General features: G+C 63.3%; 11 protein-coding genes and 3 pseudogenes. 5 read left to right on the top strand and 9 right to left on the bottom strand.

The features are described from left to right. Positions 1–31 precede the first annotated feature (31 nt). Together IRZ77_RS27295 and IRZ77_RS13100 are read right to left on the bottom strand one after the other, a co-directional pair. A pseudogene (locus IRZ77_RS27295) lies at positions 32–175 on the bottom strand (ABC transporter substrate-binding protein); the annotation flags it as partial. Further along, positions 166–583: pseudogene (locus tag IRZ77_RS13100) on the bottom strand (aliphatic sulfonates ABC transporter substrate-binding protein); the annotation flags it as partial. The pseudogenes IRZ77_RS27295 and IRZ77_RS13100, both read right to left, overlap by 10 nt. A 154-nt stretch (positions 584–737) precedes the next feature. On the opposite strand from IRZ77_RS13100, the pseudogene IRZ77_RS13095 reads away from it, so the two are divergent. Beyond that, positions 738–1,385 (top strand): annotated as a pseudogene (locus IRZ77_RS13095) (LysR family transcriptional regulator); the annotation flags it as partial. A 49-nt stretch (positions 1,386–1,434) separates the two neighbouring features. On the opposite strand, the gene chrA reads toward IRZ77_RS13095, so the two are convergent. Together chrA and IRZ77_RS13085 are read right to left on the bottom strand one after the other, a co-directional pair. Next, entirely contained in the window at positions 1,435–2,805 is a 1,371-nt protein-coding gene (gene chrA / locus IRZ77_RS13090) for a chromate efflux transporter (protein ID WP_196173630.1), read from the bottom strand. Next, complete coding sequence (locus IRZ77_RS13085; protein ID WP_196173628.1) at positions 2,798–3,739, bottom strand: chromate resistance protein ChrB domain-containing protein; 942 nt, start codon at positions 3,737–3,739, stop codon at positions 2,798–2,800. Before IRZ77_RS13085 ends, chrA begins: the two co-directional genes overlap by 8 nt. Positions 3,740–4,165: 426 nt before the next feature. On the opposite strand from IRZ77_RS13085, the gene IRZ77_RS13080 reads away from it, so the two are divergent. Genes IRZ77_RS13080 through IRZ77_RS13065 form a run of 4 tightly spaced genes read left to right on the top strand, consistent with a single transcriptional unit; the run spans position 4,166 to position 8,062 of the window. Next, the gene (locus tag IRZ77_RS13080; RefSeq protein WP_046613782.1) at positions 4,166–5,575 is read left to right on the top strand and encodes a circularly permuted type 2 ATP-grasp protein; all 1,410 of its coding nucleotides are present in this window, start codon (positions 4,166–4,168) and stop codon (positions 5,573–5,575) included. A 3-nt stretch (positions 5,576–5,578) separates the two neighbouring features. After that, positions 5,579–6,529 (top strand): alpha-E domain-containing protein, encoded by a 951-nt coding sequence (locus IRZ77_RS13075; protein ID WP_015270105.1) that lies wholly within the window; start codon positions 5,579–5,581, stop codon positions 6,527–6,529. Continuing rightward, positions 6,526–7,305, top strand: coding sequence for a transglutaminase family protein (locus IRZ77_RS13070; RefSeq protein WP_085598460.1), 780 nt, complete (start codon positions 6,526–6,528; stop codon positions 7,303–7,305). The genes IRZ77_RS13075 and IRZ77_RS13070 overlap by 4 nt, the downstream gene beginning before the upstream one ends. Before the next feature lie 37 nt (positions 7,306–7,342). Next, the gene (locus IRZ77_RS13065; protein WP_046613784.1) at positions 7,343–8,062 is read left to right on the top strand and encodes a proteasome-type protease; all 720 of its coding nucleotides are present in this window, start codon (positions 7,343–7,345) and stop codon (positions 8,060–8,062) included. 78 nt (positions 8,063–8,140) lie between these two features. Here IRZ77_RS13065 and aroE read toward each other — a convergent pair whose 3' ends face one another. The 5 genes from aroE to IRZ77_RS13040 are packed head-to-tail and all read right to left on the bottom strand — an operon-like array spanning position 8,141 to position 11,979. Beyond that, complete coding sequence (gene aroE, locus IRZ77_RS13060) at positions 8,141–8,959, bottom strand: shikimate dehydrogenase (protein WP_108481407.1); 819 nt, start codon at positions 8,957–8,959, stop codon at positions 8,141–8,143. After that, entirely contained in the window at positions 8,956–10,188 is a 1,233-nt protein-coding gene (locus tag IRZ77_RS13055) for a CaiB/BaiF CoA transferase family protein (RefSeq protein ID WP_108481406.1), read from the bottom strand. The genes aroE and IRZ77_RS13055 overlap by 4 nt, the downstream gene beginning before the upstream one ends. Further along, positions 10,185–10,640, bottom strand: coding sequence for a MaoC family dehydratase (locus tag IRZ77_RS13050; RefSeq protein WP_046613787.1), 456 nt, complete (start codon positions 10,638–10,640; stop codon positions 10,185–10,187). Before IRZ77_RS13050 ends, IRZ77_RS13055 begins: the two co-directional genes overlap by 4 nt. Continuing rightward, on the bottom strand, positions 10,637–11,035 hold the full coding sequence (locus IRZ77_RS13045) for a VOC family protein (protein WP_046613788.1): 399 nt from the start codon (positions 11,033–11,035) through the stop codon (positions 10,637–10,639). Before IRZ77_RS13045 ends, IRZ77_RS13050 begins: the two co-directional genes overlap by 4 nt. After that, a complete protein-coding gene (locus tag IRZ77_RS13040) occupies positions 11,032–11,979 on the bottom strand; it encodes a ketopantoate reductase family protein (protein WP_085598454.1) in 948 nt (315 codons plus the stop codon). Before IRZ77_RS13040 ends, IRZ77_RS13045 begins: the two co-directional genes overlap by 4 nt. Between the last annotated feature and the right edge of the window lie 75 nt (positions 11,980–12,054).

Genomic DNA, 12,054 nt, shown 5'->3' with positions numbered 1-12,054 from the left:
AAAGAACAAACCAGGCAGACTACTACCCACGCTAGTCTGCAACCGGCTCATACAAGCTCACCGCCTTGGCATCCACCGCCCTGGGCGGTAACCCTTCGCGGTAGAACGCATCGGCGATGCGCTGCTGCTCAGCCAGGTTCTCCGGCTTCACCGGCTGCACGTCGTAGCTGCGCCGGCGTCCACCGGCCCGAGGAAGCGGAACTCAACATCCTTCTCGCTCAAGCCGACCTGATCCAGTGCCTTGAGGGCCAGATGATGGCCGATCGACCCGCGACCGGTGGCGATGCGCTTGCCTTTGAGCTCGGCCGCGCTGTGCAGCTGCGCATCAGGACGCACCAGCAGCGCCGATTATGCCGGCATCGATCGCCCCGGCATTGAGCGCCTCGGCCAGCGGCGCGGCAGCGGGGAACTCGACCCAGTGGATGTCGTAAGGCAGGTCGCGCAAGGCGCCTGCGGCTTCCAGCTGGGCGCGCATGTTGCCCTTCTGGTCGACGATGCGCAGGGTCAGGCGCTCAGCGGCGCCGGCCTGGCTGGCCAGCAGCAGGGCCGCGGCCAGGGTCAGCAGCTTCGATCGGATGGACATGGCGTTGCTCGGTGTTTGGGCAGGCAGCCTCATGCTACCCGTGCCAGGCGACTCCAGCGAGAACCATCAGATAAATTAAATTGATTTTAGGAATAACCTAATATGCGTTTTCATCTATCAAATCCGAACCGTTAGCATTACCCGTCAGGCAGATATGGACGCCTTCGTCGCGGTCATTCGTTGCCAGTCCACCAACCTCGCCGCCGAGGCCTTGCAACTGACGCAACCGGCGATTACCCGTCGGGTGCAGAACTTCGAGGAAGACCTCGGCGCCACCCTGCTCGACCGCAACACCAAGCCGCTCAAGCCCACCCCCATGGGCCTGCGGGTTTACGAGCAGTGCAAGGCGATCCTGCGCGAGATCGACTCGCTGCGCGAACTGGTGGCCAACGATGGCGCCCCTTCTGGCACCCTGCGCCTGGGTGTGCCGCAGACCTTGGGTGACGTGGTACTGCTAGATGCGCTGGCGCAGATTCGCGAGGCCTACCCGCAATTGCGCACCCAGGTCAGCAGCGGTTGGGGCAGCAGCCTCATTGCGCGCATGGAAAACGCCGAACTGGACGCAGCCGCCGCGCTGTTCCCACCGGGCAAGATCTTCCCGGAAGGCATCGCCAGCCGTTCGATCGCACGCATGTCGCTGAAAGTGGTAGCTGCCAAGGGCAGCGTCACCAAGCGCAGCTACAAGCTCAAGGACTGCTACACCCGTGGCTGGGTGCTCAACCCCGATGGCTGTGGTTTCCGCGCCGGCCTGCAGCGAGCGCTGAGCGAACAGGGCCTGAGCCTGTCGATCAACCTGGAAACCCCTTCTGAATCATGGAAAGCCGGTCGACGATGTCGGCCGGCAACCGGTATCAACCTCGCAACATATGGGCCGCCACGCCGGCCAGGGCGCAGCTGAACAGTACCTGGATCACGCCACGCTTGAAGCGGAACAGCGCCACGGCGGCCGCAATGGCGATCAACGCGGAAGGCCAGTCGAACGCCCCACTGAAACCCTTTGGCCAGAGCACGTGGTAGCCGAAGAACATGGCGAGGTTCAGGATCACCCCCACGACTGCGGCCGTGATACCCGTCAGTGGTGCGGTGAACTTCATCTCGTTGTGGGTCGATTCCACCAACGGGCCACCGGCGAGGATGAACAGGAACGACGGCAGGAAGGTGAACCAGGTGACGAGGCTCGCCGCGACTGCACCAGCCAGGAACGGGTGCTGCTCACCGAACATCGGATGCACGTAGCCACCGACGAAGCCGACGAAGGCCACCACCATGATCAACGGACCTGGCGTGGTTTCTCCCAAGGCAAGGCCATCGATCATCTGGGTGGGTGACAGCCAGCCGTAATGGCCGACAGCGCCCTGATACACATAGGGCAGGACGGCGTAGGCGCCACCGAAGGTCAAAAGTGCGGCCTTGGTGAAGAACCAGCCCATTTGCGTCAGGGTGCCGGCCCAGCCAAACGCCAGCGTCAGCAGCCCCATGGGCAAGGTCCACAGTAGTGCGCCGATCAGCACCAGGCGCAGCAAATGCCCCACCCGAAAACGCGCATGCTCAGGCGCAGGGGTGTCATCGTCGATCAGGGCCGGGCCGTAGCTGTTCCTGGCAGCCCCATGACCGCCACCGATCACGAATTTGCCTGGCGCGAAGCGACCGCCCACATAGCCTGCGATGCCGGCAACCAGCACGATCAACGGGAACGGTACATCGAGGGCGAAGATGGCCACGAACGACGCTGCGGCCATGGCCCACAGCCAGCCGTTCTTCAGCGCGCGCGAGCCGATCCGGTGCGCCGCGTGGACGACGATGGCCGTGACTGCAGGCTTGATGCCGTAGAAAATCCCCGCCACCACAGGGACCTCGCCAAAGGCAATGTAAACCCAGGACAAGCCAATCAGGATGAACAGCGAGGGCAATACGAACAACACGCCGGCAATCACGCCCCCCCAGGAGCGGTGCATGAGCCAGCCGATGTAGGTGGCCAGCTGCTGTGCCTCGGGGCCTGGCAACAACATGCAGTAGTTCAGCGCGTGCAGGAACCGCTTCTCGCTGATCCAGCGCCGACGCTCGACCAATTCCTGGTGCATGATCGAGATCTGCCCGGCGGGCCCACCAAAACTGATGAAGCCCAGCTTGAGCCAGAACAGGAATGCTTCGAACAGTCCGATCGGCCGCTGAACCGCTTGCGATGGTGGCTGTTCGCCCACTGCGGAGGTGCTATCAACCATTGAGGGTTTCCTCACTTGCGAAAGCCGTCAGCAGGCCATCGAAGATGCCCCCGGCGACCGTTGTCAGTTGATCGTCATCGCCAATGCTTTGTCTCAAGCCCGCGAGGACACGTTCGATGCCTGGCGCTTCCGAGGGCTGGTTGCCTCCCACATCCAGGTAGTGAATGACTGCGGCCAAGCGTGCCAGGCCCGGCTGCTGTATGGCAAAGCTCTCGATGAGGGTCTCGAAGGACACCCGCTGACCCACATGGCTGAACCTGGCCCCATCAAAATCGAAGCCCAGCGCATCGTCCGGGCAGTCTTCAGGCCTGTCCAGCCAGATGAATCGAGCGTCGGCATCGATGAAGCGACGAATCAACCAGGCACATGCCAACCGATCCACCCATGGGCGCTTGCGGGTGGCCCAAAGGCGACCCTGGTAATCGTTGCGTTCCAGTCGGGTGATCGCCTCGTCGTGGGCACTCGGCTCATCGCAAGACAGTGCGCGGCCAATCGCGGCCTCGAGTTCTTGCAGCGCCGCATCGGCTTGCGCCTTGGGCTCGCCCGGGAAAAAATCGGTTGACGCCAACTGGCTGAAGGCCTTTCTGAGCTTGCGCACCTGCCGTGCGGTCTGCAGCGCATTCTCTGGCGCCAACTCGGCCCTGCAGCCTGCAATTTCTTCCATCAGCCTGGCGTACTCGTCGCTCCTGTCGAACAGGCTGCTGAAGCGCTCTTCACGCTCAGGCAGCGACAGGAGAAATGCCGTGCCGTTTATAGCCAGCACGTCTCGCTCGACTGCTGCGAAAACCTCCCGGCCTGCACAATGTTCGGGCAGCAAGTAAACACCATCCCTCAGCACTGCGGCTCCTGAGGCCTTCAGGCTTCTCCAGGCACGCATGCGCTCGGTGGCATTGGCCGTCGGCAACCCGAGGATCAGTAGCGACCAATCGATCATGTAGATTACTCAACATAATATGTTTGCATCTCTACAATAAACCGAAGCTTCGGAAAATCAACAGTTTCTACCGAGGCGAGGATGGGCTTGCTCCAATTCCGGCCAAAAACTGCAGCTGGGTGCATGCCACGCCTTTTTTTGAGGCACGCCTGCGGGCCGCTCCAGTGCTCTGCGTGCGGCTCAATCGTTGTATGCGGCAATAAACCCCTACCGTTTCAATGCCTTAGCGCCCCATGGTTGCCATCCGGGAACTACGCCGGGCTTTCGGCACCTTCATTGCAACGGCTTCTGCGTGCACAACGCACAAGCAATTGATCGGATTCGAGGCTCGCCACAGACACAGCACCCACCTACCCGCAAGGCCGCACCCTGAAACACGTAGATGAACCGCAATGAAGCTGCCGGCAACGGTGGCAAGGAGTGGGTATGTCCCGGGCATTTTTCAATGAAATGTACGAAACGAACGGCAGTTGCCGCCCGCATTACCAGGAGTTCGCCCGCTGGTTGGCAAACACCCCGCTGGAGCTGCTGGAGCAACGGCGACGTGAAGCAGACCTGCTGTTTCACCGCGCCGGTATCACCTTCACCCTGTACGGTGACAAACAGGACACCGAACGCCTGATCCCCTTTGACATCATCCCGCGCAGCATTCGTGCCAGTGAATGGCGCATGGTCGAGCGCGGCTGCATCCAGCGGGTGCACGCCCTGAACCTGTTCCTGCAGGACATCTACCACGACCAGCGCATCCTCAAGGCCGGCATCATCCCGCCGGAGCAGGTGCTGGCCAATGAAGGCTACCAGATCGCCATGCAGGGCCTGGGGCTGCACCGTGGGCTCTATGCCCACATCGCTGGGGTCGATCTGGTCCGCGACGGGGACGGCAGCTACTTCGTGCTGGAAGACAACCTGCGCACCCCCAGCGGGGTCAGCTACATGCTCGAAGACCGCAAGATGATGATGCGGCTGTTCCCCGAGCTGTTTGCCGCACAGCGGATCGCCCCGATCGACCACTACCCCAACCTGCTGCTGGACACGCTCAAGAGCGCCAGCCCACTGGACAACCCCACCGCCGTGCTGCTCACCCCTGGTCGCTTCAACAGTGCCTATTTCGAGCATGCCTTCCTGGCTCGGGAAATGGGTATCGAACTGGTGGAGGGCGCGGACCTGTTCATCCGCGACGAGCATGTCTACATGCGCACCACCGCCGGTCCACAACAGGTGGATGTGATCTATCGGCGCCTGGACGACGACTACCTCGACCCGCTGTCGTTCAACCCTGACTCGATGCTGGGCGTGCCGGGGCTGATCTCGGTGTACCGCGCCGGCAACGTGGTGCTGGCCAACGCGGTAGGCACCGGGGTGGCGGACGACAAGTCGATCTACCCCTTTGTCGACGACATGATCCGCTTCTATCTGGGCGAAGAGCCAGTGCTGAACAACGTCCCGACCTGGCAGTGCCGCAAGCCTGCAGAGCTTTCCCATGTCCTGGCCCACCTGCCCGAGCTGGTGGTCAAGGAAACCCAGGGCTCCGGTGGCTACGGCATGTTGGTCGGGCCAGCGGCCACCAGTGCGCAGATCGAGGACTTCCGCGCCCGCATCAAGGCCCGTCCGCACGCCTACATCGCCCAACCCACCCTGTGCCTTTCCACATGCCCGACCTTCGTCGACAACGGCATCGCCCCGCGCCACATCGACCTGCGCCCGTTCGTGCTGTCCGGCAGTGAAACGCGGCTGGTGCCAGGCGGCCTGACCCGGGTGGCCCTTCAGGAAGGCTCGCTGGTGGTCAACTCGTCGCAGGGCGGCGGTACCAAGGACACCTGGGTGGTGGAGGACTGAACCATGCTTTCGAGAACTGCTTCCGACCTGTACTGGATGTCGCGCTACCTGGAGCGCGCAGAAAACCTTGCGCGCATGCTCGAGGTGAGTTATTCGCTATCGCTGATGCCCCAGGCCGGCCGCAGTGACGGCCATGCCGAGCTGGCCATGTCACTGCTGGCATCCGGAACGCTGGACGACTACCGCCGCCGGCACACCGAACTCGACACCGAGCGCATGCTGCACTTCTTCGCCCTCGACGCGACCAACCCCGGCAGCATCTATTGCTGCCTGCAGGCGGCCAGGACCAATGCCCACGCAGTGCGTGGCCGCATCACCGCCGACATGTGGGAGAACATCAACGCTACCTGGATCGAAATGCGCAACATTGCCAGCAATGGCCTCGGCCGTTATGGCATCAGCCAGTTCTGCGACTGGGTCAAGGAACGCTCGCATCTGTTCCGCGGTGCGACCTCAGGCACCATCATGCGTAACGACGCGTACAGTTTCATCCGCCTGGGGACCTTCCTGGAGCGAGCCGACAACACCCTGCGCCTGCTCGATGCACGCTATGAAATGTTCGGTGAGGCCTCCGAGGAGGTCAGCGATGACTCCGCCCGTGGCTATTACCAATGGAGCGCGTTGCTGCGCGCGCTGACCTCCTACGAAGCCTTCAACGAACTCTATCGCGCCGCGCCCAGTGCACGGCCGGTATCGGAGCTGCTGTTGTTGCGGGTCGACGTGCCCCGCTCGCTGCATGCCTGTATCGAGGAACTGGACCAGATCCTTGCCAGCCTGCCCGGCAGCACCGGGCGCGCCGCCCAACGCATGGCCGCCGAACTCAACGCTCGCCTGCGCTACACCGCGATCGACGAAATTCTCGAAGCGGGGTTGCACCCGTGGTTGAGCGACTTCATCGGGCGCATCAATCAACTGGGCCAGGCGGTCCATCACTCCTATCTGGAGGTCGTATGAAACTGTCCATTCGCCACGACACTACCTACAGCTATGCCAGCGATGTGTGCAACAGCATCCAGTTCCTGCGCCTTACACCACGCAGCAGCGAGCGCCAGCGCATCAATGAATGGCAACTGGACCTGCCCTGCAAGGTCAAGGCCCAGATCGACCCCTATGGCAACATCCTGCATGTACTGACCCTGGACAAACCCCATGGCCACCTGGCGCTGACCGCCAGCGGCCAGGTGGAGATCGACCCGGAGCGCGAGCAGGAGGCCGGCGAACATTCCCCCCTGCCATTCCTGCGCGGCAGCCACCTGACCCAGGCCGATGACGCACTCAAGGCCTTCGCCAGCCGACATTGTGGCGAACACCGCGACCGGGCGGCACTGATCGGGCTGATGCAAGGCCTGGCCGAGCACATGCCGTACAGCCCCGGCGCCACATCGGTGGGCACCACTGCCATCGAAGCGTTCAACGGCGCGGCCGGGGTTTGCCAGGACCATACCCACGCGTTCCTTGCCTGCGCACGCAGCCTGGGTATTCCGGCACGCTATGTCTCCGGCTACCTGTGCACCGAAGACGAGCAGCACCTGGCCAGCCATGCCTGGGCCGAGGCCTGGGTCGATGACGCCTGGTACAGCTTCGACATCACCAACCGCCTTGTTCGGCCAGAGCGTCACCTGAAGCTGGCAGTGGGCCTGGACTACCTCGATGCCTGCCCGGTCAGGGGCGTGCGCCGCGGGGGTGGCGCCGAATCGATGCAGGCCAGCGTGCACGTGCACCGCCAGTGACAGGCGCAGTACCCGTTCATAAAAAAAGGGAAACAGCATGACCTATTGTGTCGCCATGCACTTGGCGGACGGGCTTGTCTTCATCAGCGACTCTCGCACCAATGCGGGCATCGACCAGATCGCCAGCTTTGCCAAGTTGTTCGTGTTCGGCGTGCCGGGGGAGCGCCTGATCGTGCTGCAGACCGCCGGCAACCTGGCGACCTCGCAATCGGTGGTGAACCTGCTCCAGCAACGCACACGGGGCCCCGGCCCCCACCTGCTGAACGTTGCCACGCTCTACGATGCAACGGTACTGGTCGCCGATACACTGCGTGAAGTGGTCAGCCGTGATCGCAGCAAGCTGTCGGCCGGAATCGACTTGAGCAGTTCGTTCATTGTCGGCGGCCAGATAGCCGGTGGCCCCATGGGCATATACAACGTCTATGCGCAGGGCAATTTCTTCCAGGCCACGCCGGACACCCCGTTCCTGCAACTGGGCGAGAGCAAGTATGGGCGGCCGATTCTCGATCGCAACCTTGGCTACCATATGCCACTCGACGAAGCGTTGCGCTGCGGTCTGATCTCGTTCGACTCGACCATTCGCAGCAACCTGTCGGTGGGCATGCCATTGGACCTGTTGGTGTATCAGAAGGACAGCCTGGAAATACCGAAACGCCAGCGCATCACCAGCGACGATGCCTATTACGAGCAGATACGCAGGCAGTGGAGCGACGGGCTGAGAAGGCTGTTGGCCGAACTGCCTGCGCCGCCCTACTGATTGGCAGGGTTCCTGTGGGCTGCGCTGTCGCGTAATGAACTCAATTCGAAAGCGACCGCTGCCACAGGGACCGTGATCCTACTTGAGGGGAATGGTCAGGCGATCGATCACTGCCCGAGTTTCTGGCCGCACCCCGCGCCACCAGGCGAAAGCCTCCGCCGCCTGCTCGACCAGCATGCCGACGCCATCGGCCAGGCGCGCCACACCCTGCGCCTGGGCCATGCGCAGGAACGGCGTCAGGCCTTTGCCATACGCCAGCTCGTAAGCAAGCCGCGTCTCGCCCAGCACGCCCTCGGGCAGTGGCGGCAGCTCGCCGGTTAGGCTCGCGGAGGTGGCGTTGACCACGATGTCGAAGGACTGTCCCTCCAGCTCCTCATAACGGCTGATGCGCAGCCTCGGATGATCCACTTCGTTGCGCAAGGTGAGCGCCTTGGACATGTCACGGTTGGCGAGTACCAGCTCGCTCGGCCCTGCCTGCAGGAACGGCAGCAGCGCACCACGCACCGCACCACCGGCGCCGAGCAACAGTACCCGTCGATTGCCCAGCGGTTCACCGAGGTTTTCCTCGATATCCCGCAACAAGCCAATGCCGTCGAAGTTCTCGGCAACGATACGGCCATCCTCGAACTTCAGTGCATTGGCCGCCCGCGCCAGCTGGGCGGCCTCGCTGCGCTGGTCAGCCAGCTCGAAGGCACGCAACTTGAACGGCGCGGTGATGTTCATGCCCAACCCGCCCTCATCGCGAAACTGCAGCACCTGGGCCTCGAAGCCCTCGAGTTCGCCCTCGATGGCGCCGTACTCCAGGCACTGGCCACTGGCCTGGGCGAACAGGCCATGAATCAACGGGGACTTGGTGTGGTTGATCGGTCGGCCGATCACTGCATAGCGGTCGCTCATCTGGCATCTCCGTGGGTGAACAGCACACCGTCTGCTTGCATGGCGGTGATTTCTTCAGGGCTGAAACCTAGGCCGGCGGCCACTTCGGCATTGTGCTGACCGAGGTCCGGGGCCACCTGGTGGATCGTGGTATCGCAGTCGGAAAAGCGGAACGGCAGGTTGGGCAGGCGCAAGGTACCGTAGCGCGGGTGCTGCTGCTCGATGACCATGTTGCGCGCCTGGATCTGCGGGTCGGCCACGACTTCGTCGATGCGCTGCACCTTGGCGCTGGGGATGTCGATGGCATCGAGCAATTGCAGGATATCGGCTACCCGGCGCGCACCGACCCAGTCACGCACCACGGCCAGGATCGCCTGCCGATGGGTGTTGCGACCATTGAGGCTGTGGTAGCGGTTGTCACTGCCGAACCCGGGCGGGCCACCATTGGCCTCGAGCATCGCGGCAAAGCGCTTCCAGGCGTCGTCTACCTGGGCGGCGATCACGAGGTCGCCATCGGCCGCGCGAAACACGCCGTACAGGGTGGAGGTGGGCATGTCATGGCCGGTCTGCTCGGGCAGGACGGTGCCGTCGGACAAGGTGTAGCACTGCACCGCGTATTCATGCATCGACACCAGCGTGTCGTACAGGGCCATGTCGATGTGCTGGCCACGACCACTGCTCACCCGGCCCAGTAGCGCCGCATTGATCGCCGCCACGGCATGAATGCCGGTGTACATGTCGCCCAGGGAAATGCGCAGCAACGGCGGCGCTTCGCCTGGCACGCCGACCATCTGCATGATCCCGCTCTTGGCCTCGGCAATCAGCCCGAAACCGGCGCGGTGGGCATCCGGCCCGGTATGGCCGTACGCGGAGATGGAGCAGTACACCAGTCGCGGGTTGCGCGCCGACAGCTCTGCATAGCCCAGGCCCAGTTTGTCCAGGGCGCCGGGGCGATAGTTTTCGACGAACACATCGGCCGAGTCGGTCAGGCGTTGCATGAACGCCTTGCCACGTGGGTCCTTCATGTTCACGCTGACGCCCTGCTTGCCCATGTTCAGCTGCAGGAAGTAACCACTCTGCTGTTCATCAAGGGTAAACGCGTGCTGGCGGCCGGCATCGCCGCTGCCCGGCCGTTCGACCTTGATCACCTCGGCGCCTAGTGCTGCCAGGCAGCGGCCCACATAGGGCCCGGCCAGGAAGTGGCTATAGTCGATGACGCGGATACCCGCCAATGGCAATGCCTGGCTCATGCCTGCACCCTCCTCGGCACCATCAGCCGGTGCTCGCCACGCTGCACGACTTCGCCGTGCTGGTTGATCAGCTCCGACGGCAAGACCACGATGCCCCAGCCCGGTCGGCTGTTGCTCGGGCGCATCGCCCCCACGCGCATGCGCACGTGCAGCACATCATCGACCTTGATCGGCAGCACGAAGTCCCACGTCCAGCCCAGCGACATGCCCGGTACAAAGCGGTATTCGCACTGGGTCTTCAGGCCGTCGGCGATCGACAGGCCGAACAGACCATGGGCAACCAGGCAGCCGAAGTGGCTAGCGTTGGCATACGCCTCGTCGACATGCACCGGGGTATGGTCGCCGGTGAGCTCGGCGTAGGCCAGGATGCGTTCGCGCGTCACGGTATAGGTGGGGCTGATGCATTCATCGCCCTCACGGGCATCGTCCCAGTATTTTTCAACCACGCTCATGCCACCACCTCTGCACGTGGGTCGATGGCCAGAGCCTGGGCGACGCATTTCGCCGGCAATGCCTGAATGAACTCGACCGCCAGGCCGTCAGGCAGGCGCAGCCAGTTGCGGCCTTGGGGCATTTCGCTGACGCCGAAGCGCTGTGCGGCGGCCAGGGCAGCTTCGAGGTCCTCGCACATGATGCCCAGGTGTGCCATGCGCCCTTCCGGCCCGGCAAAGTCCGGCTGGTGTATGAACTGCAGGCCACCGAGGGTCCAGTACTGCGCAGGCTGCTCGACGTCGCCCTGTATTTCACGCATGGTCATGCCGCACACCTCGCTGAAGAAGCGGATGTGCCACTGGATGTCCCGCACCCAGAACGCAACGTGTTCAAGGTAGGCTTTTGGCTGGCTCATGGATTACTTCCCTTCTGCTGATCGGCCATGGCGCGCTCGATACCCTTGATGCAGGCAACCAGGGTCGCGTTGACCGGCGTAGCCACGCCATGGCGCTGGCCCCAGCGCACGACGGAGCCGTTGATGAAATCGATCTCGGTGACCGAGCCTTTTTCCAGGCTCTGCAGCATCGAGGTACGGAAGCTTGCCGGCAGGCCTTCAGCTGCCAGGCGCCACGCAGCGTCCGGGCTGGTGAGGTTCAGGCGGATGCCGGCACGCTCGGCGACGGCGATGGCCTCGCTCACCGCTGCCTTGGCGGTGCTTTCCAGCAGCGGCTCGCTGTACAGCTGGCCATAACTGAGCATGGTGATGCCGCTGAGCGCGCCTGTCGCGACGTTGACCAGCAGCTTGTCCCACATGGTGCCGAGAATGTTGTCGCTGACCGTGGTGGCGAGCCCGGCGCCATTGAAGACCTCGGCAATGGCCTGCACACGGGAGGTCCGTTGGCCATCGAGCTCGCCGATGAAGGTGTGCTTGCCTGCTACACCGGCACGAATCGAACCCGGCGCCAGCAGCACGCCACCGACATAGGTCTTGCCGGCCAGTACCCGCTCACGCCCCACGGCCTCGGCCAGGATGTCTTCGTGGCCAAGACCGTTCTGCAGTGACAGCACCAGCGTCTGCGGCCCGATCAGCGCCTTGGCACCGGCAATCGCCTCGCTGGTGTGGAACGACTTGACCAGCACCACTACCAGGTCCGCCACGCCCACGGTTGCCGCATCGCAAGCCGCCCTAACCCGGACCTGCCGCTCGCCGCGCTCGTCCTGTACCCGCAGCCCGCGCAGGTTCATCGCCTCGACATGTGCCTGGCCACGATTCAACAGCCAGGTTTCGTGCCCCGCCTCGCTCAAGGCCGCACCAATGGCGCAACCCAGGGCGCCGGCGCCCAGAATGCAGATTTTCAAATCGCGGACCTCCTGTGGTTTGCGACCACCTTATGCAGCGAGGCTTATTTCGGCTATACAATGAGATCAATAGAC

It is taken from the genome of Pseudomonas pudica (assembly GCF_015680405.1).
Lineage (GTDB): Bacteria > Pseudomonadota > Gammaproteobacteria > Pseudomonadales > Pseudomonadaceae > Aquipseudomonas > Aquipseudomonas pudica.
This window is presented reverse-complemented; position numbering and strand designations above follow the sequence as displayed.

Bases quoted from the DNA above. Each gene is read 5' to 3' on its own strand.
- chrA (WP_196173630.1), bottom strand. From the start codon at position 2,805: ATGGTTGATAGCACCTCCGCAGTGGGCGAACAGCCACCATCGCAAGCG.
- IRZ77_RS13085 (WP_196173628.1), bottom strand. From the start codon at position 3,739: ATGATCGATTGGTCGCTACTGATCCTCGGGTTGCCGACGGCCAATGCC.
- IRZ77_RS13080 (WP_046613782.1), top strand. From the start codon at position 4,166: ATGTCCCGGGCATTTTTCAATGAAATGTACGAAACGAACGGCAGTTGC.
- IRZ77_RS13075 (WP_015270105.1), top strand. From the start codon at position 5,579: ATGCTTTCGAGAACTGCTTCCGACCTGTACTGGATGTCGCGCTACCTG.
- IRZ77_RS13070 (WP_085598460.1), top strand. From the start codon at position 6,526: ATGAAACTGTCCATTCGCCACGACACTACCTACAGCTATGCCAGCGAT.
- IRZ77_RS13065 (WP_046613784.1), top strand. From the start codon at position 7,343: ATGACCTATTGTGTCGCCATGCACTTGGCGGACGGGCTTGTCTTCATC.
- aroE (WP_108481407.1), bottom strand. From the start codon at position 8,959: ATGAGCGACCGCTATGCAGTGATCGGCCGACCGATCAACCACACCAAG.
- IRZ77_RS13055 (WP_108481406.1), bottom strand. From the start codon at position 10,188: ATGAGCCAGGCATTGCCATTGGCGGGTATCCGCGTCATCGACTATAGC.
- IRZ77_RS13050 (WP_046613787.1), bottom strand. From the start codon at position 10,640: ATGAGCGTGGTTGAAAAATACTGGGACGATGCCCGTGAGGGCGATGAA.
- IRZ77_RS13045 (WP_046613788.1), bottom strand. From the start codon at position 11,035: ATGAGCCAGCCAAAAGCCTACCTTGAACACGTTGCGTTCTGGGTGCGG.